The organism is Mycobacterium sp. ABE4_509, assembly GCF_056160785.1.
On sequence record NZ_JBSWXU010000011.1, the window covers coordinates 49,785 to 67,524 of the forward strand.

The 17,740-nt window shown below is 69.1% G+C and carries 18 protein-coding genes and 2 pseudogenes; 14 read left to right on the top strand and 6 right to left on the bottom strand.

The window, feature by feature from the left end; translation table 11 throughout:
- Window positions 1-70 precede the first annotated feature (70 nt).
- The 4 genes and pseudogenes from ACXAID_RS04405 (at window position 71) to ACXAID_RS04420 (ending at window position 3,585) form a co-directional block, all read left to right on the top strand.
- Window positions 71-1,831 (top strand): DUF6398 domain-containing protein, encoded by a 1,761-nt coding sequence (locus ACXAID_RS04405; protein WP_475020969.1) that lies wholly within the window; start codon window positions 71-73, stop codon window positions 1,829-1,831.
- A 5-nt stretch (window positions 1,832-1,836) separates the two neighbouring features.
- Window positions 1,837-2,376 (top strand): annotated as a pseudogene (locus ACXAID_RS04410) (hypothetical protein); the annotation flags it as partial.
- 592 nt (window positions 2,377-2,968) lie between these two features.
- The gene (locus ACXAID_RS04415) at window positions 2,969-3,166 is read left to right on the top strand and encodes an antitoxin Phd (protein WP_475020970.1); all 198 of its coding nucleotides are present in this window, start codon (window positions 2,969-2,971) and stop codon (window positions 3,164-3,166) included.
- Window positions 3,163-3,585 carry a type II toxin-antitoxin system death-on-curing family toxin gene (locus ACXAID_RS04420; protein WP_475020971.1) on the top strand — a complete coding sequence of 141 codons (423 nt, stop codon included), beginning with the start codon at window positions 3,163-3,165 and terminating at the stop codon, window positions 3,583-3,585. Before ACXAID_RS04415 ends, ACXAID_RS04420 begins: the two co-directional genes overlap by 4 nt.
- Here ACXAID_RS04420 and ACXAID_RS04425 read toward each other — a convergent pair.
- A pseudogene (locus ACXAID_RS04425) lies at window positions 3,468-5,981 on the bottom strand (SEC-C metal-binding domain-containing protein); the annotation flags it as partial. The gene ACXAID_RS04420 and the pseudogene ACXAID_RS04425 sit on opposite strands and share 118 nt — an antisense overlap.
- Window positions 5,982-6,130: 149 nt before the next feature.
- On the opposite strand from ACXAID_RS04425, the gene ACXAID_RS04430 reads away from it, so the two are divergent.
- The 3 genes from ACXAID_RS04430 to ACXAID_RS04440 all read left to right on the top strand — a co-directional run bounded on the left by ACXAID_RS04430 (window position 6,131) and on the right by ACXAID_RS04440 (window position 8,680).
- The gene (locus tag ACXAID_RS04430; RefSeq protein ID WP_475020972.1) at window positions 6,131-7,786 is read left to right on the top strand and encodes a nuclease-related domain-containing DEAD/DEAH box helicase; all 1,656 of its coding nucleotides are present in this window, start codon (window positions 6,131-6,133) and stop codon (window positions 7,784-7,786) included.
- Window positions 7,787-8,009: 223 nt separating this feature from the next.
- Entirely contained in the window at window positions 8,010-8,249 is a 240-nt protein-coding gene (locus tag ACXAID_RS04435) for an AbrB/MazE/SpoVT family DNA-binding domain-containing protein (RefSeq protein WP_475020973.1), read from the top strand.
- Entirely contained in the window at window positions 8,246-8,680 is a 435-nt protein-coding gene (locus ACXAID_RS04440) for a PIN domain-containing protein (RefSeq protein WP_475020988.1), read from the top strand. Before ACXAID_RS04435 ends, ACXAID_RS04440 begins: the two co-directional genes overlap by 4 nt.
- A 26-nt stretch (window positions 8,681-8,706) precedes the next feature.
- On the opposite strand, the gene ACXAID_RS04445 is transcribed toward ACXAID_RS04440, so the two are convergent.
- The 3 genes from ACXAID_RS04445 to ACXAID_RS04455 are packed head-to-tail and all read right to left on the bottom strand — an operon-like array spanning window position 8,707 to window position 10,638.
- Complete coding sequence (locus ACXAID_RS04445) at window positions 8,707-9,174, bottom strand: nuclear transport factor 2 family protein (protein ID WP_475020974.1); 468 nt, start codon at window positions 9,172-9,174, stop codon at window positions 8,707-8,709.
- Window positions 9,171-10,082 carry a pyridoxamine 5'-phosphate oxidase family protein gene (locus ACXAID_RS04450; protein ID WP_475020975.1) on the bottom strand — a complete coding sequence of 304 codons (912 nt, stop codon included), beginning with the start codon at window positions 10,080-10,082 and terminating at the stop codon, window positions 9,171-9,173. Before ACXAID_RS04450 ends, ACXAID_RS04445 begins: the two co-directional genes overlap by 4 nt.
- A gap of 19 nt (window positions 10,083-10,101) precedes the next feature.
- Window positions 10,102-10,638: a carboxymuconolactone decarboxylase family protein gene (locus ACXAID_RS04455; RefSeq protein WP_475020976.1), complete on the bottom strand. Its 537-nt coding sequence runs from the start codon at window positions 10,636-10,638 to the stop codon at window positions 10,102-10,104.
- A gap of 78 nt (window positions 10,639-10,716) precedes the next feature.
- On the opposite strand from ACXAID_RS04455, the gene ACXAID_RS04460 reads away from it, so the two are divergent.
- From ACXAID_RS04460 to ACXAID_RS04485, 6 genes are all read left to right on the top strand, one after another.
- Window positions 10,717-11,304, top strand: coding sequence for a CGNR zinc finger domain-containing protein (locus ACXAID_RS04460; protein ID WP_475020977.1), 588 nt, complete (start codon window positions 10,717-10,719; stop codon window positions 11,302-11,304).
- 10 nt (window positions 11,305-11,314) lie between these two features.
- Window positions 11,315-12,391: a hypothetical protein gene (locus ACXAID_RS04465; RefSeq protein ID WP_475020978.1), complete on the top strand. Its 1,077-nt coding sequence runs from the start codon at window positions 11,315-11,317 to the stop codon at window positions 12,389-12,391.
- A 75-nt stretch (window positions 12,392-12,466) separates the two neighbouring features.
- The gene (locus tag ACXAID_RS04470; protein ID WP_475020979.1) at window positions 12,467-12,664 is read left to right on the top strand and encodes an antitoxin Phd; all 198 of its coding nucleotides are present in this window, start codon (window positions 12,467-12,469) and stop codon (window positions 12,662-12,664) included.
- The gene (locus ACXAID_RS04475; RefSeq protein WP_475020980.1) at window positions 12,661-13,041 is read left to right on the top strand and encodes a type II toxin-antitoxin system death-on-curing family toxin; all 381 of its coding nucleotides are present in this window, start codon (window positions 12,661-12,663) and stop codon (window positions 13,039-13,041) included. Before ACXAID_RS04470 ends, ACXAID_RS04475 begins: the two co-directional genes overlap by 4 nt.
- A gap of 168 nt (window positions 13,042-13,209) precedes the next feature.
- Window positions 13,210-14,148: an SDR family NAD(P)-dependent oxidoreductase gene (locus ACXAID_RS04480; protein ID WP_475020981.1), complete on the top strand. Its 939-nt coding sequence runs from the start codon at window positions 13,210-13,212 to the stop codon at window positions 14,146-14,148.
- Window positions 14,145-15,161, top strand: a complete 1,017-nt coding sequence (locus ACXAID_RS04485) for an AraC family transcriptional regulator (protein ID WP_475020982.1) — start codon at window positions 14,145-14,147, stop codon at window positions 15,159-15,161. Before ACXAID_RS04480 ends, ACXAID_RS04485 begins: the two co-directional genes overlap by 4 nt.
- Here ACXAID_RS04485 and ACXAID_RS04490 read toward each other — a convergent pair.
- Window positions 15,153-16,169 (bottom strand): TIGR03617 family F420-dependent LLM class oxidoreductase, encoded by a 1,017-nt coding sequence (locus tag ACXAID_RS04490; protein WP_475020983.1) that lies wholly within the window; start codon window positions 16,167-16,169, stop codon window positions 15,153-15,155. The two genes, ACXAID_RS04485 and ACXAID_RS04490, sit on opposite strands and share 9 nt — an antisense overlap.
- A 126-nt stretch (window positions 16,170-16,295) precedes the next feature.
- Between ACXAID_RS04490 and ACXAID_RS04495 the strand changes: the two genes are divergently transcribed.
- Window positions 16,296-16,937, top strand: a complete 642-nt coding sequence (locus ACXAID_RS04495) for a hypothetical protein (protein ID WP_475020984.1) — start codon at window positions 16,296-16,298, stop codon at window positions 16,935-16,937.
- A gap of 26 nt (window positions 16,938-16,963) precedes the next feature.
- On the opposite strand, the gene ACXAID_RS04500 is transcribed toward ACXAID_RS04495, so the two are convergent.
- Window positions 16,964-17,740: hypothetical protein (locus ACXAID_RS04500; protein WP_475020985.1), on the bottom strand; the 777-nt coding region annotated here is incomplete at its 5' end.

The following is a 17,740-nucleotide window of genomic DNA, read 5'->3' on the forward strand; positions in this document are numbered from 1 at the left end:
TCTCGACGGGGCGATGGGGTCGTGTCCTCCGCGCCAGAATGGCGAACGGCGGCGTACTACCGTGACGGCTATGTCCAAGTCCAACCGGCAGCGCCGCGCTGCCAAGCGTCGTCCGGCGCGACGGCGCGCGAACCTCCCCCATCGCGAGCCAGCCGAGCCGGATCTGTTCACCGACGTGCGGATGGCGATCGCCGACCCAGACCCGCTGCACCTGCTGACCTACGTCAGCTCGCTGTTGGCGGCCATCGATCCGCGGGAAAGCCAACATCCGTTCGCCCGGGCCCAGGCTGAGGACACGCCGACCCGTGAAGACCTGGCCGCGATGTTCATCGACGTCGCCACCCCGGAGACCACCGCGCTAATCGCCGTCATCGCGGCCGTCTCCGGTGACGACGAGATGCTGCGTGCCCGGATCCGGCGGGAACTGGCCGGCCGCGGCCGCATCGAGCCGCAGTGGCTGACCCGGCTGGCGCAGACGTCGACGTATCGGGCGGTGCGGATGGGGCACATCCTCGGCGACGGCGACAACATCATGCTCGGGGTGCGGCTGGCCGGAAGCTACGACGTCACCGCCGTCGTCTACGTCGACCACCACCTCGGCACCCTGGTCAAGGACGCCTTCGTGGTGCCCGAACCCGTCGCGGAGATGGTGACCCAGTATCAGCGGATCGGCGACGACCCCGACTTGACCTGGGAGGAACTGAGCCTGGCCGATGCCCGCACGTGGCTGGAGGAGGCTATCGAAGTCGCCGCGGCGACCTTCCCGCCCCTGGAGACCGAGTCGTGGCCCGCATGCCGTCCGGTGCTCGAGTGGCTCATCCGCGAACTTCCCGGCGGCGGAACCGGATACGCACGCCCCCAGTGGGATCCACCCCAGCTCGCCCGGCTCGCCGACCGGTTCTTCACCTCGCGGTGGGGATCCGAACTCGACGACGCCGACAATCGCGATCTGCTCGAATCGCTGTTGTGGTACGCCACCGACTACGGACCGGGGGATCCGCTGCGATGGAGCGCGGTCAAAGCCGAGATCCTGTTGGGTGACTGGCTACCGCGCAAGGTGATTGCACCCGCTGCATATCTGGCACTGGCACCCGACCTGTTACGGGCCTTTGTCCGCTTCGCCCACGACGAGGCCGGGGTCCGCCCCGACCTGACGGACGAGACCCTGGCCGCGATCGACGCATGCAGACCGCAGTTTCGCCAGGCCATCGACTCGGCTGTTCCAGCAGGGGCGGTAGCGTTGCTGTCCGCCCTATCCGGAGGTGACGCGGATTCGTTCGAAGTGTCGCTGCTGGACCGCCTCGCGCGTGACGTCGGCGGCCGTGAACAGTTGATGGGACTGGACCCGGCACCGCTTCCGGACGAGCCGTTTCAGTGGGCCGGCATTCCCGACGACGTGTCGGCGAAAGTGGCCGAGGTCCTCGCGTTGGCCGATCAGTGTTGCACCGAACTGCTCAACGTCGAGTACCGCACCGCGTGTCGGCGCGTGCTTGCTCGGGTCGCGTCCGTCGACCCTGCGTTCTTTCGGCGGAAGGGCCGGGTGGAAACAGCTGCCGCAGCGCTGGTCTGGATTGTCGGCAAGGCTAACGGTCTCTTCGGGCGACTGCCTGGGCACGACGTTCACCTTCAGGTCAAAGATGTGACGGGCCACTTCGGCCCCGGCGCCGGCAGTGTCTCCCAGCGCGCCGCCTCGATGCTGCGCGCCGGGGGCTTCGCCGACGACACCTACGACGTCTCGCTGGGCTCGCCGGAGTTCCTGATCGCGGCCCAACGCCAGTGGCTGGTGACCCGGCGGGACCACGCTCGGCACCTGGCAATGCAACTGGGCTGATCACAATGGCGTCAAACCGTATGAACCGCGAGCAGTTCTTCCGAGTCGTGGCACCGCTCGATGACGACCGCCTGCGCAAGGCGCTGTGGAACGTGTACTGGCGTGGCACCGCGGACGTTCGCCAGCGAATCGAGGCCGAACTGGCCGGCGATGGACGTGCCCGTCCTGCACGTGCGGAGAAGGCCGCGCTCGACGCCCAAGCGATCGGGGTGGAAGTCGACACCTTCGTGTCGCTCGCGCGGGCTGGTGCCTACCTGGGCAGAGATCGGCGGGTGACGCCGCGCGAGCGGACGCGATGGCGGTTCGAGTTCAAGCGGCTCGCGACCGCCGCCGAGCGGGCGCTGCGTGCCGAAGACCCCGGCCCTGCCGAAGCGGCCCTGGAAAGTTTGATCGATCTGGCTTGCGAAACAGCCGGTTACGATTACTTCCGGTCCGACGACCCGATGGCGGCGGCCGGGTTCGTCGTCTCCGATGTGGTTTCGGTGCTGTGGACCTCGAGGCTGGAGCGCCGGGGATTTGCCGCGTTCGCCGACAGCGCGGCGCCACAGTTGATTCGATGGGAGTCCCGCTACGGATGGACCCGCCGTGGGGACGGCCCGGTGGCCGCGAAGGAAACTACGCTGGCGGTGGTGCTCGCCCGGATGTTGCGGGTCGCCGACACCTGGGAGCGTTTCGCCGAAGCCTATCTGCAGGCGCTGGACACCGCCCCGGCCGCCGGCACGCGCGGCCTCGGGCGTGGCAAGAACGAACGGGCCGATGCACTGGCGCAGTGGCACGAATTGCTGCTGGGCAATCTCGAGGACGCCGACGGCGGTGTGCTCGACCAGATCGCCGGCCACCCCGCCTTGGACGGACCGGAGCAGATTTTCCTGTCCGCCCGCCTCGCCGATCGGCGGGGCGATACCGCCCGCGCCTGCGATCTTGTCTCGCAATGTCTGCGAAGACTACCTGGTCACAGCGACTTCCGACGATTCGCCGCCGAGATCGGCGCGCCAGTTGCGCAGTGAGTGGGGCCCATATCGCCGAAACGGCGGGTGTGCCTACGTGCTGTCGCCGAGTTCGATGCCGAGGCGGGCTGCCGGCACGCTCAGCCCGGCTGGTACCGCGCACGGTACTGAAATTGGTACCTTGGCTGGCATGCCGGCTTTCAACGTCACCTTCACCGACGAAGAGATGGAGCAGCTACGCACCGCTGCCGCGTCGGCGGAACTGTCGTTGCGGGCTTTTGTGCACCGCGCCGCCCTTGACGCCGCCAGTGAGCACGCACGTCGGGTCCGCGCGGCCGCCCGCATCGTCGCCGAACGGAGCGCCGAACTCAACCGCCGCCTGGCGTGACCGAGTACCTCGATCGGGAAGACGTTCTGGTGGCCGGGGCCGCGGCCGTGGGAATCGAGGTGCGGGTCGCCGACTACGGATTGCTTGACGCTGCCGAGGCGCGGCCGCAGGCCACCGCATTCGGAGTCGACGCCTACCCCGATCTGTTCACCAAGGCCGCGGCGCTTCTGCAGTCCCTGGCCCGCAACCCTGCGCTCGTCGACGGGAACAAACCAACAGCGTGGGCCGCGGCGTGGACGTTCCTGTCCATCAACGGCATCGGACTCTCGCCCGAATTCGATGTCAATCACGCCGAGGACGCCAGCCCCAGCGCGGCGCGCAGCCGCTCCGCGTCCATCCCGACGCCGCCCTCCAGAACCGGGAACGTGTCGAGCAGGGCGATCAGGTCGCCGCGCCGGGTCGGGTCGTCGGCCGCCTGACGCGGGGTGTAGCCGTCCAGCGCCGGAATGGGCTCGTCGAGCCACGCCGCCTCGTAGCGGCGGATGGCCTCGGCCATTGCTGCGACGACCGCCGGATCGTCACGATCGACGGCGGACGACCCCGACCCGGGCATCGTGCTCGCCAGTTCGGCGACGTCGGCGGTGTCGCGCAGCGGTCGGCGGACGTCGTCGAGCACAGACATCGACGGGTCGAGATCCGCGATCGCGGCGAGCACCCGGTCCATCCGCCTCTCGCTGTTGGTCTGCACGGTCAACCTGTCCCCGTCGAGGGTCAGCGTGGCGCTGATGTGACTGTTCCCATGGGTCATGACGTGCTCGAGCCACGCCGGGGTGTCCTCCTCGACCCGGTCGAAGGCGGTGTCGAGCAGGGTTTCGATGTCTGCGTTGACGCGCAAGGTTGCCTCGCAGAGCATCAGCAGATCACCCTCGGTGTTGACCATCGTCGGCGGGGCGAAGCGACGGCTCAGAAAGTCGACCAGGTCCACCGGGTCGGGGTCGGAGTCGAGCAGGCCGATCAGCTGGTCGCGTTCGTGAAGCGCGACAGGCTCTATCCCGCCGAAGAACTCGTAGGTTTCCGACGTCGGCGTCACCCGGGTGCAGATCAGCTGCCCCGGCCTCAGCTGTCGGCTGGCTGTCCGCTCGTGAACGTCGTACACATCGCCGGTGCGGACGTCACGCACCCGGACCCGCCGGCCGGCCTCCACCTCGTGCACCTCGAACAGCGAGCGCGGTGACAGCAGCCATTGCTCGGCGAGCAGCCGCTCGTCGTCGGGCAGCAACACACCGCGGGTGGCCAGGAAGTCCGCGAACGCGCCGCCCTCGAACAGGACGGCGTCGACGAAGAGGGGATCCTCAGGAAGTTCGTCGTCCTCGCCCAGGTATGTGTCCCGCGCGTCGGCGACGTCTACGAACAGGTCACGCCATGACGTCACGAAAACGTGTTGGCATGCTTTGAAATACAGCCAACCCACGCGATCGTCCAGCGATAGCTGTTCGCGGCCCAGATGGCATTTCTTGTACTTGCGTCCCGAACCGCACCAGCAGACGTCGTTGCGTCCGAGGTCATCCCGCGCGGCGGGGCGGTGTTGTTCGAGCAGTTGTGTCAAGGGATGATCCGGCTCGGTGCCGGCCCGGCGCAACAGAGCCAACGCTCGCTCGGCGTCACCGCGGTCCGAGGCGAACCGGGCCAGATCGAACAACGTCAGGGGCCATTCGGTGTCCATCGACTCGGCGGCTAGGTACTCCCGCTCGGCCTCCTCGATCTGGCCGGTGAGCTCCAGCGCGACGGCGCGCAACCAGCGCAACGCCACCCGCGCGCTGCGCGGCACCTGCGGTTCGAGTGTCTCGGCGAACAACCCCAGTGCGGCGGGGGACCCGCCGTTGCCCACCGTCTCGTTGCGGAACAGCTCTGCGAGCAGAGGCTCGGCCAGTGCTGCACCGAACTCGGCCATCAAGTCGCCGTAACCGCTGTCATCCGCGGTGGGCGCGTCGTCCTCGACGGGTTCGTCGGGAACTTCCACGAGCCGGGTAAGCATGTCCGACATCTGGTCGTAGATCGCCATGAGCGTTCGCAGCGCCAGTGCGTCGTCGGGCTCGATGTCATGGCGCAGGGCCAGCCGGTCGCATTCGCGCTCGAAGCGCCATTGATCGAAGTCGAATTCGGGCCGCGCCACCATGCCGTGACGGCGCACCAGGCCTTGGCTGTCGAGGATCTCGGCCAGTGGGGGAGTCGGCTCGGCGAACAGCGTGGGGTCTGCCACGCAGAGCTCCAAGATCGTGGAGTCCAGGGTCGACGGCTCATCGGTGGGCAGGGATGCCGCCAGCCGTGCACCAACGTCCACCGCAGGGTGCATCGCCTCGACCGGTTCCAGGAGCAGGCCGGCGTCGGACAGCCGCACGCCGATCAGATCCCCGTGGGAGATTCCCAGCCCGCGAAGGGTTCCTGGCTCCAGCATCAACACGCCCGGCTCAGCGATGGACTCCGGGGAGATGCCTCGCTGATGCAGTAGGTCGTCGTCCCAGCCAGGAACCGCCAGAACGACAGGTGAGCCGTCGACGAGGCGCTGGTAGCGGTCGTGGTGGCACAGCTCGGTGATCGTGTCCAGATTCGGGGCGACCGGGAGTACGTCGGCGGCGATCTCGTCGGCGTCGACGCGGTGCGTGAAGATCCGGCCGGCCAGCACGGTTGGCAGCCATACCCAGCGGCCGTCGTCCATATCTAGTACCGGCTGGTTCAGTTCGTCGAGTCCCGCATTCGCGACTCTCACCGCGTCGGGGATCCCCTCGGCCTGCAGCCGCGCAACGATGTCGTCTTTGCTCAGCGGGCCGTGCTCGATGAGGACCCGTGCTACGTCGGTGATGTCGCCATCTGCCACGGTTGGAACCCTACGCGCGTTGGCTCCGGCGTTGAGGCTGCGCTAGCGGCGGGGGTTGCGCCCGGTTCGCCGCCGTGGCTGCAGCGGCAGCGATGGCAGCAGTGTCGATGCCGGCCGCTACCATCGCCCAGACGGAGGGGGACGTCCGCATGACCATCACCGTGACCGAGACACCGCGGCTGGCCAACGGCGCCGAGCGGCGGGTCTACCAGCTGCTGATCGACCAGCTCGAGCCCAACGATCTGGTCATTCCCGGCAAGCGGGTCACCGACCACCTCAAAGACCACGAGGTCGACTTCTTCGTCGCCATCGAGGGTGTCGGCATCGTCTGCATCGAGGTCAAGGGCGGTGAGGTCTGGCACGACGGGCAGACCTGGTGGGTTAAACGACGCGGGCACGAGCACAAGGCAGACCCGGTGCGGCAGGCCCGCGAGGCCTGCTACGCGCTGCGCAGCTTCGTCGAGAGCGACCCGGCCTGGACCCAGGGCCGGTTGCGCTGGGACCACGTCGTCGTGCTGCCCAACACCGACCTGCCCGAGGGGTTCGCGCTGCCCGAATGCCCCCGCTGGAAGGTCATCGACCGCACCGACCTGCCCGAGATGGTGGCCAAGCTGCGCGAGATCCTGCTCGGCCAGGAGCTCGACCGGCCGCTGCTGACCCGCGAGGGCGTCGGCGAGCTCGGTGAAGCGCTCAGCGGCCGCGGCCTGCCGCAGCGCAGCGTCGTGGCCCGAGCCCTGGAGAACGAGGACGCCGCCGACGTCCTGACCGAACACCAGTCGGTCATCCTCGACGCGGTCCGGCTGCTGAACCGCGTCGAGATCCGCGGCGGAGCCGGCAGCGGCAAGACTTTCCTGGCGATGGAGCAGGCCCGCCGGCTCACCCGCGACGGCAAGCGGGTCGCGCTGGTCTGCTACTCCCACGGCCTGGCGTCGTATCTGGAACGCATCACCGACACCTGGAACCGTCGCCAGCAGCCCGCTTACGTCGGCGAGTTCCACGACCTCGGAAAGGCCTGGGGCGCACCCGAGGGCCCCGACGAATCGCTGCGCACCGAGGCGACCGTCCAGTTCTGGGAACGCGATTTACCCGCCCAGATGGCCGACCTGGCGGCACAACTCGAACCCGGCCACCGGTTCGACGCGATCGTCGTCGACGAAGCCCAGGACTTCGCCGACGCCTGGTGGGACCCGCTGCTCGGCGCGCTCAAGGACGACGAGACCGGCGGCATCTATGTGTTCACCGACGAAGGGCAGCGGGTGTTCAACCGGTTCGGCTCACCGCCGGTACCACTGGTCCCGCTGATCCTGGACCACAACCTGCGCAACACCCGCCAGATCGCCAACGCATTCCAGCCGCTGGTCGACCACCCGATGCGGTTCCTCGGCGGCGAGGGCCCGGCGGTGCGCTACGTCGCCTGCTCTGCCGACGACCCGATGGACGCCGGCGACGACGAGGTCGAACGCCTCCTCGAGGAAGGCTGGCGCCCGGAGGACGTCGCGCTGCTGACCACCGGCTCCCGCCACCCCGAACAAAAGGAACGCCAGGCCGCCGGCAACACCGCTTACTGGGACAGCTTCTGGGACACCGAGCAGGTGTTCTACGGACACGTGCTCGGTTTCAAGGGTCTCGAGCGGCGCGCTGTGGTGCTCGTCGTCAACGAGCAGGCAGAGTTCGAGCGCTCCCGCGAACGCCTCTACGTCGGATTGTCCCGCGCCCGCGACGAACTCGTCGTTTGCGGGGACCCGGACTTTCTTCGCGACGTCGGGGGACCGGACCTGGCACGCCGGCTGAACATCGCGGGCTGACCCGGCACTTCGCTGTGGGCGTTGCCGCCATCATCGGAGCGTCGTCGACGGGTCCTGCCTGAGTTGGTCTCTACGGCCAACACTTCACTCGGGCCGCCTTGAAGTGCGCCATCACCGCGCTGACTCTGCTGCCGGCATGACCGACAGCCCCGCCCATGCCGGCGTGTCCTTCGCGATGTGTTGGGCAGAGTCCGCAATGGGAACTCGCTGGTATCCTGATCCCATGAAGGCTGTCATCGATTCCGGTGGTCGGGTCGTTCTGCCCAAGCAACTGCGTGACGCGTTGGGGCTGGCCCCTGGTTCGACGGTCGATATCTCTGCGTATGGCGGTGGGCTGCAGATCGTCCCGGGCGGGCGAACCGCACGACTCGAGCGGGACGACGACGGGCGCCTGGTCGCCCGGGCTGACACAGTCGTCACCGACGAGATGATGTTCGCCCTCATCGACGCGGGACGGCGCTGAAACCGGTGCCGCCCGCAGCCGTCGACACGAGCGTCGCGGTGCCACTGCTCGTCGCCTCGCATCCGCACCACGCCATGGTCGCCACGTGGGCGAAGGGCCGAACTCTTGGGCTCTGCGGGCACGCATTGGCCGAAACCTACTCGGTATTGACGCGCCTGCCCGGCGATGCTCGCGTCCACCCCGCCGATGCGGTGGCACTGATCGACGAGAACTTCGCCGCTCCCCTTCAACTCGGCGTACGCGCCGCGCGCGCCGCCCATCGCGAATTCGCCCGAAAGGGCATTGCCGGAGGCGCGACCTACGACGGACTCGTCGCACTGGCAGCCCGTGAGCATGGTGCCATCCTGGTCACCAGGGATGCGCGCGCCAGATCGACCTACGAAACACTCGGAGTGGGCACGGAAGTGCTGGCAGATGGCGCCGCGCCATGACGGCGTGATCGACAGCCCGCTTCTGGCTACTGCAGCGCGATGTCATGCCCCGGCCCCCGCTCGCCCTGCGGCCGGGGGCCGAAGTAGCGGCGGTCGGCTTCGGCGATGGTGACGTCGTTGATGCTGGCCTCGCGGCGGCGCATCAGGCCGCTGTCGTCGAACTCCCAGAGCTCGTTTCCGTAGCTGCGGTACCACTGGCCGGCGGCGTCGTGCCATTCGTACTGGAAGCGCACCGCCATCCGGTTCTCCCGGAACCCCCACAGGCTCTTGTGCAGCACGTAGTCGAGTTCGCGTTCCCATTTGGCGGTGAGGAACTCGACGATGGCGGCGCGTCCGGTGAGGAAATGGTCGCGGTTGCGCCACACCGAATCCGGTGTGTACGCGAGGCTGACGCGGTGGGGGTCGCGGGTGTTCCAGGCGTCTTCGGCAGCCTGGACCTTCTGTATCGCGCTGTCCAGATCGAAGGGTGGCACGGGCGGGCGTCGGTCGGTCATGGTGTGTCCTCGGGATCGGTTGGTGGAGCGTGCCCGGATGCTGCGAGGCCGGGTATGCGGGTGGCGACGACGTGGCGGGGGACGAACTGCACGCCGCGTCCGGATGCCCCCTCGGCGGGGGCGTCCCAGTCCACGGCGGCGGTGCCGGACAGTTGCAGCGTGCTGCCGGTGCCGAAGTCGACGAACAACAGTGCTGCGGTGGGGTCGACGGCGAGGTTGCCGAAGCTGTTGAACATGTTGTTGCCCGGATAGTCCGGCCACCAAACGCCGTCACGCGTGACGCGCACGAAGCCGGCCGGTCCGCCGCGGTGCGAGGCGTCGTTGCCGGAGGCGGGGTGGGTGGTGCCCAGGAAGAAGGTGTCCGCCGACTCGATGAGGCGGACGTCGCTGCTGCGCAGTGACTCTCCGCGGTGCCGCACCACCCGGGCCAGGTCCCGCGATTCGTGAAGTCGGTGCTGGTGGATGTACTGCGGGCAGTTGCCGTAGGCCTGGTCGACCTCGAGGATCAGCCCGGCATCGTCGGCTGCGGTGAGCAGGCCGTTGATCCGGACCCGCCGCCGGGTGGCGAAGTCGATGGCGATGACACCGGCGGGCTGCCCGGTGGGCAACGAGTGCAGCGGGTCCGCGTCGGGAAGCGCGGTGCCGATCCGCAGGGTGTGGCGGTCCTCGGCGTGCAGGAACCCGGACGGGCCGAGCAGCGGTGAGGTCCACAGACGACCGCTGTGGTCACGGGCGGTGATCGCAGCGAACGCGGTGTCGGCGAGGAATGCGGCGACCCCGGCTCGCAGTTCAGCCGGGCCGACCATAAGGGACAGCCGGGCGGCTTCGGCCTGCACCCCGGCGTGCTGTTGGGCGGCCAGCTCGCCGCTGTGGAACCCCACAGCGGCGAGCCGGCGCTGATTCGTCATGGTCGTGGCTCTCCCAAGCTCACAGCGACACGACGGGCCAGTCGTTGTCGACGCGGGCCAGCAGGTTGAAGTAGTTGGTCATGATGTTCAGCGTCAGGTTGGCCACCAGCTCGCCGATCTCCTCGTCGGTGACGCCGGCCGCGCGGGCGGCGTCGATGTCGGCGTCGTCGAGGTCCCCGCCGTTCTCGGCGATCGCGTTGGACAGCTGGAGCAGCGCGGCGACGTGCGCATCGGCGGACTCGCCCCGACGGGCGCTGTCGAGTTCGTCGGCATCGATGTGGGCGATGTTGGCGCCGATGTAGGTGTGCGCCGACAAGCAGTACTCGCAGCCGTTGAGCTGGGCGGTGGAAATCGCCAGACGTTCGCGCACAGCGGGTTTGAGAGTGCCGCCGGCGACCGCACCGGACAGCGCGAGGTAGCTCTGCAGCAGGGTGGGGCTGTTGGCCATCACCTTGGTCATCGCGGGGGTCGTCCCCAGTGATTTCTGGACCTGTGCGAGCAGCTCGGCGGCCTTGCCGGTCGCGGTCTCGGGTTCGACGGCGGTGAAGTGGGACATGGTGTTGCCTTTCCTGTTGGGTGAGAAGCAGAACCTTCTAACGGATGGCAACCGAAGCATCCGTGATAATATTTCGGGGTGGCGACATCACCTGCGTGGCTGCTGCCCGACGAGCCGACGCCGGTGCGGTTCATGAACACCATCTGGGCCGACACCCACGGCGTCCACGACGAACTGACCGGCCCTGCCGCCCTGCGCGAGTGGCTGCGCGCTGCCACCGACTACGACAGCGCCGCAACCCCGACCCGGGACGAATTCGACGACGCGCTGCGGCTGCGCGACAGCCTGCGCCGGCTGGCGGCCCACACCACCGACGACGGCCGCCCGACCGCGCAATCGCCGGTCACCGACATCGACGACGCAGTTGACACCGTGAACGCGGTGCTCGCCGACCGGCCCCGCACCGAACTGGCAATTCGAGACGGCGGGTTGCAGACAGTCGACCGGCACCGCGCCTCGCCGTGCCGAAGCGCCCTGGCCGGGCTCGGCCACGAGGCCCTCGGGCTGCTCACCGGGCCCGACGCGGCCAACCTGCGTGCCTGCAACGCGCCCCACTGCGTGCTGTACTTCGTCAAGTCCCACCCGCGCCGGGAATGGTGCTCGGAAGCCTGCGGCAACCGGGTGCGCGCGGCCCGCCACTATCAGCGTGTCCGCAGCCGCCGGTAACGTCCGCACGGTGAGCGAGCCCCCCGAAGAAGCACCGCTGCTCGACGAGGTGCGCCAGGCGCTGGCCGGTCATCCGCTCGATCTGCTGGGCATGGTGAGCGTGCTGATCGAGGCCACCACACCCGACCCGCTGGCCTGGCTGCCGTCGCGTCCGCAACGTGACACCGTCGAGCTCGAACCGCTGCTGGACGGGTTGATCGGAACACCCACCGGTGAGACGACCGCGCTGCTGGCCGTGCTCGGCGCACTGCTCGACGCCCCGGATCTGCAGCGGCGGTGCCGCCATGAGGTGGCCGCCCGCACGGACGTCCTGCCGGACTGGATCACCGGCCTCAGGCGCGTCGAGGTCGACAGGGCGGTGCGGATGACGCACGTGCTCGGCGACGGCGACGAAATCCTGATCGGAGCCCGGCTGAGCACCGGCGACGAATTCGCCTGTGCCGCGTTCATCGACCACAACTCACTGTCGGCGGTCAAAGACGCGTTCTTCGTACCGGATTCGATCGACAACGTCGTGGCGTTCGGCGCCGAACGCAACACCGATCCGGGCACCAGTTTCGTCGACATGAGGCCGGCCGACGCGCGGGCGTGGGTCGAGCACGGTCTGCGGCAGCCCGCGATCTTCATGGATCAGTCCGACACCTGGCCGGCCTGCCGCCCGCTGCTGCAATGGCTGATCCGCCACCTGCCCACGGGCGGCGCCACCCGCGAGTCGCCCACATGGGATCCGGCCGAGCAGCGCGAACTGTGTGACCGGTTCTTCGCCTCCGAGCACGGCGCAGCCTTCGATCCGCGCGAGTACGGCGAACTGCTCGATGAACTGATCGGCACCGGCGACCCGGTGCGATGGAGCGCGCCGCGGATCGAGCACCTGCTCCGGGGCGGAAGGCAGGTCGGCAGCGCCGTTGCGGTGGAGGTGGCACTCGATGCCCCCGAACTGCTGAGCCGCTTCATCCCGTTCGCCCACGCGCACAGCGGCATCCGCGACGAACTCACCGCCGAAGCCCTCGACGCGATCGGCGAATTCACCGACCGCTACCGCGATGAGGTGCGCCGCGACGCCGATCAGGACGACCCCGACGACTAACACCGGAACCCGGCCGACCGCCGTCCGGTGGTGAGCGGGTACCGCTACCGGTACCTAAGTTGGTACCATCCTGGGATGCCGGCCTTGAACGTGAACTTCAGCGACGAGGAGATGGAGTCGCTGCGTGCCGCCGCCGCGGCTGGGGAGTTGTCGTTGCGGGCCTTCGTGCACCGTGCTGCTCTCGATGCCGCCAGTGACCACAAGCGCCGTGTACGGGAGGCCGCGCGGATGGTTGCCGAGCGCAGTGCCGAGCTCAACCGCCGCCTGGCGTGACGGAGTACCTCGATCGGGACGACGTTCTCGTGGCCGGAGCCGCGGCGATCGGCCACGAAATTCGTGTCGCCGACTACGGCCTGCTCGACGCCGCGGTGGCGCGGCCACAGGCCACCGCCTTCGGCGTCGATGCCTACCCCGACCTGTTCACCAAGGCTGCGGCGCTGCTGCAGTCGTTGGCGCGCAACCATGCTTTGGTCGACGGCAACAAGCGCACCGCCTGGGCTGCTGCCTGGACGTTCCTCTTCGTCAACGGTGTCGAACTCGCGCGCGACTTCGATGTCGATGAGGCCGAGGACTTCATGAATGCAGTGGCAACCCGAGGCGACATGGAACTCACGGAGCTCGCCGCACCGCTCCAGGGTTTCGCGGCCTGATCGACGGCGAGCTCGATCCGCGTGCCGCTCCGAACCCGGGCCCCACCCCGTGGCGCGAACTGCGACACCGTTGGCGCGAATTGCGAGAGTGGCGGCGGTGCCGGCATCGTATGGTCGAGGTTGGACGGCCGGCCCCCGCCGGCCCCGACCGCAACCTCGAGGAACACCATGAGCTGGTCCACCAAAGACATCCCCGACCTGCACGGCAAGGTCGCCGTGATCACCGGCGCCAACGGCGGGCTGGGCCTGGCTTCGGCCAAGGCGCTCGCCGGCCGCGGCGCCCACGTCGTGATGGCGGCCCGCAACCAGGCCAAGGCCGCCGTCGCGCGCGACGAGATCCTCGCCGCACACCCGGACGCCGCACTGGAGATCGTCGAACTCGACCTCGGCTCGCTGGCCTCGGTCAAGACCGCCGCCGACGCGATCGCCGCCAAACACGACCGCATCGACATCCTGATGTGCAACGCCGGCGTCATGGCGATGCCGCAGGGCACCACCGTGGACGGATTCGACACCCAGATGGGCATCAACGTGCTCGGTCACTGGGCCCTGCTCTCGCATCTGCTGCCGATCGTCGTCACCACCCCCGGCGCGCGGGTGGTCACCATGTCGAGCACCGCCCAGCACTTCGGCCGCGCCATCGATCCGGCCGACCCGCACATGCGCAAGAAGTTCGACGCCTGGCGCATGTACGGACAGACCAAACTCGCCATGCGCCACCTCGCCGTCGGCCTGCAGGAACAGTTCGACCGGGCCGGCGTCAACGCCAAGGCGCTGTCCGCGCAGCCCGGGCTGACCAACTCTGATCTGCAGAGCACCACCCACGCCGAGGGTGGTGCCGGCCCGATGGGCGCGTTCTTCGACTGGCAGACCCGGACGATGGGCATGTCGACCGAGCGGGGCGCGCTGAGCCAGCTGCGGGCCGCCGTCGATCCGGAGGCCCCCGGCGGCGGGTTCTACGGGCCGCTGTACGGAACCAACGGACCGCCGGTCCGTAAGCCGCTGATCCGGCCCGGCAGCGACGGCGCGGTCCGGGCGCTCTGGCAGGTCGCCGAGAGCGAGACCGGGCTGAAGGTCGATGTCGCTGCCGCCCTTGCCAAACCGTGAGCACTGCGCCGTTTCGGCTCTCGCTGCCGTTGGTGCGGGTGATCCTGGCCGATCTCGGCGTCCGGGCCGGCGACCTGCTGCGCGCCGCCGGGCTGCCCGCCGACCTGCTCAGCCGCGACGACACGCTGCTTCCCGCCCGCCAGTACTACGCCCTGTTCGAGGCGCTGGACCAGCTCGTCGGTGAACGGGACCTGGCCGTCGCGATCGCCGGCAAGCTGAGCCCCGAGGTGTTCGACCCGCCGATCTTCGCCGCGATGTGCAGCCCCACCCTGCACGTCGCCGCCGAGCGGATCGCCGTGCACAAGCGGCTGCTCGGTCCGCTGCGGCTGCGTGTCGACGCCGACGCCGACGGCCTGGACGTCGAGATCGTCTGGCCGGCAGGGGATCCGCCGCCACCGGTGCTGCCCCGTGTCGAAGTCGCGTTCTGGACCGCCCTCGCCCGCCTCGGCGCCCGCACCCCCGTCGTCCCGCAACGCGTCGTGATGCCCCAGCTCCCCAGGAACATCGACGAGGTCGAGAGCTGGTTGCGCACCCGCGTCGAACGCGGCGACGCGACACTGGTGCGCTTCTCGCTGCTCGACGCCACCAGGCCGTTCCTGACCGCCAACGCCGGGATGTGGGAGTTCTTCGAACCCGAGCTGCGGCGCCGGCTCAACGACCTCGCCGACGACGCCACCCTCGGCGCCAAGGTCCGCGCCGCCCTGATCGAACTGTTGCCCGCGGGTTCCGGTTCGGCGCAGGGGGTTGCGCGGCACCTGGGCATCAGCTCCCGGACGCTGCAGCGGCGCCTCGGCGAGGAGGGCCTCACATTCCAGAAACTGCTCGCCGACCTGCGCGCACACCTGGCCCACCACTACCTGACCCAGTCGGCCCTGTCGCTGACCGAGATCGCGTTCCTGCTCGGCTACGACAACACCAACTCCTTCCACCGCGCGTTCAACCAGTGGACCGGCAGCACCCCGTCCGGCGTCCGGGCGGCCGCCGACCGTCGATCGTCGGAACTCCTAGCGTGACGTAATCTGCCTTGCCACAGTCCCGTACCGCTCGAACCGCTCCGGATCGGCCAGCGCGTTGTACAGCACGATCCGCGACGCCACCTCGCCGTACCTGTCGACCAGCGCCTCGGCCAACCCGTCCCACGTCGACTCGGTGGCGAACGCCGCGATGTGCTCGTCGGTGATCTGGGCGGCCATCCCGGCGTAGTCGCCGGCCTTCTGCTTCTCCCGGATCCGCGCGGTGGTCCCCTCGAAACCGGCCTCGTCCCAGATGAACGCGTAGTTCGGGGTGCTGCCGTAGAAGCTCATGCTGGTCCGCACCAGCTCACGCTCACGCTGGCGCTCCTCGTCGGTGTCGCCGACGATCGTCATCACCGGCACGATCACCGCGACGTCGCTGGGGGAGCGCCCCATATTCTCCGCCCCCTCAGCCAGATTCGGCAGCACATGCCGGACGATGTAGCCCGGCTCGCCCAGCGGATGCACATGGATCCCGTCGGCCACCTCGCCGGCCATCCGCAGCATCCACGGGTTGACGGCGGCGACGTCGACCTTCGGGTCCGGCGCGTCGATCGGCCCGGCGCTCCACTGCGGGGTGATGAAATCCAGGCTGTAGAAATCGCCGTGATGCTCGAGTGTGCCGGTCCGGAACGCCGAGAAGCACGCCTTGACGGCCAGCACATAGTCGCGCAGCCGTGGGCCGGGCCGCTCGAACTGCGCACCGTAGCGGCGCACCACATGGGTGCGCACCTGGGTGCCCAGCCCGAGCCGGAAGCAGCCGTCGGTGGCCTCCTGCAACTCCCACGCCGCCGCGGCCGTCACGAACGGGCTGCGCGGGAACGCCACCGCAACCCCGGTCGACAACTCCAAACCGGGTGCGGCCTGCGCGGCCACCGCCGCGTTCAGATATGCCGTGCGGCCGGTCTCGGTGAACAACATCCCGGAGAACTGCGCGGCCTGGACGCGGCAGGCGAGCCCGCCGATCTCGCGCAGCGGCTGCGGCGTGGTCATCACGTCGACGTGCATGGCCGAACCCTACGCCGCCGGGCCGCCGCCCCGAGGCGCTCACGCATACCGATGTGGGTGCGGCGAGCCAATAGGGTGGGCCGGTCGACAGGACCGACCCAGCAGCACATCGAACGGTGAGGACACGTGCAACCACCCCGCGAAAAGCCCAGTCCGGCCCGACCCTCGTGGACCACCTACCGGCAGACCATCGGCGACCGGTCCCAGCTGTTCGCCGCCCTCGCCGAGACCTGGGCACCGCGAAACGCGCTGTATCCGGGCTGCTATCTGGACCTCGCGCCCTCGACGGCGATCCCCGCGGTGACCTATGTCGACACCGACCGCCGCGCGGCCCGCTTCTTCGCCGACCACGAACTCGTCGCGGCCGAACTGCAGGGCCGCACCCGCCCCGGCATCGCGCCCGAGGTCAGCTTCCAGCACGCCGACTACACCCATCCGCTCGACCTGGCCGAGTCGCAGTTCGACCTGCTCATCTCGCTCTACGCCGGTCCGTTGTGGGATCAGTGCCGGCGCTACCTCACCCCGCGGGGCCTGTTCCTGGCCAACCCCAGCCACGGCGACGCCGGGCTGGCCGCGCTGGACCCGAGCCTCGAACTCGTCGCGGCCGTGCACCACAGCGACGGCCGCTACCGCTTCGACACCGAGGCGCTCGACGGCTACCTGATCCCGAAACAGCCGGCGAAAGCCGACGCCGACGCCATCCGCCGCACGGGCCGGGGGATCGCCTACACCCGCGCCGCATTCGCCTACCTGTTCCGGCTGACCTGACCGGTTCGCCTGTCGGCGCCCGCGGCCTACGCCTTGCTGATCGCGTCCAGGCGTTTGAACACCCGTGCCCGCAGCCGCTCGTCGAAGTCGATGTCCAACACGATGGCCCCCATGTGCACCGTTCCGGTCGCATGCTGCAGCACCCGCGGCAACGACTCGATCACCTCGACGAACTCGGCGATGAACTCACCGAAACTCTGCAGCGGGGTGTCGAGCAGCCGGGCGCAGTCGGCGAGCAGATCCGCATACTGCGACGGCGGCGACAACCGCCGGCATCGCTCCGAAATATCCAGCAGCCTTTCGTGATAGTCCATCAACCGATTGGCGATGTGCTTGATCGCCTCCGGGTCGGCACCGGATTCCTCGGCGGGTTTCCCGAACGCGCCCATGAACGCCGGTGCCAGCGTGAAGCTCTCCAGCTGGTTGGCGGTCAGGAACATCTCGTCGATCAAACCGACCAGGATGCGTCCGAGCTCCCTGCCGCTGTACACCGGGACGGTCGAGGCGGGGGTGAAACCCAGTTCGCTGTCGCGCAGCCGCGGCAGCAGCGGGGCCTGGCGCTGAACCAGGACCGAGGCGAACAATGCCTGCTCCCAGGCCGAGGGCTTGTCCCGGGCCAGGGCGGCCAGCTCTTCGTCGGTGCGAGCCAGGGCCGCGATCCCGTCCTGCGGGGCTGTCTCGTCCGCGGCGTCAGCAGACGGTGACACCGCGCGCATCACAGCCGCCCCGTCCGGCCCGTACACCCCGCGGCTGTCCCCGGACAGCATCCAGCGGTGCTGCCGGTCGGCCCGCCGCTGCAGGGC